The sequence below is a fragment of the Pseudomonas sp. 2995-1 genome (assembly GCF_002742505.1).
GTDB classification, from domain to species: domain Bacteria; phylum Pseudomonadota; class Gammaproteobacteria; order Pseudomonadales; family Pseudomonadaceae; genus Aquipseudomonas; species Aquipseudomonas sivasensis.
Genome location: NZ_LJSA01000333.1, coordinates 1 through 355, shown reverse-complemented (window position 1 = coordinate 355; position 355 = coordinate 1). Strand labels below are relative to the sequence as shown.

1 protein-coding gene is annotated in these 355 nt (G+C 31.8%); it reads right to left on the bottom strand.

The genetic code is table 11. The features are described 5' to 3' along the window. Positions 1-85: 85 nt before the first annotated feature. On the bottom strand, positions 86-355 hold a 270-nt coding region (locus tag AOA61_RS31195; RefSeq protein WP_158234798.1), incomplete at its 5' end, for a hypothetical protein.

The window sequence follows — 355 nt, the reverse complement described above, 5'->3', positions numbered from 1 at the left end:
ACCTTGTCCTATTAATTATAATCTATGCACAATAAAATTTCGAGATGACATTTTATTCTTTGTCCGTAATTTCATTGAATGTATTCTAGCTTTTTTCTCCATTAGGAAGCCATTCACTTTCTAGAATAAATTGAAAGTCTCCTTTATTGAAGTTTTCTTTGAGATATAGATTTTCTTCTTCCGTTAAACTATTAGGAGCAGAAGTTTGATAGGTATTATATTCATCGATATAATAACTAAATATGACAGAAAGAGGTACTTCAAATCCATTCAAACCAAGTAGTTCTGCTGTTTCACCAGAAACCTTCACTTTTATTTGATCACCCCTGAACAGTCCCCAGTAAGGGTCATAATC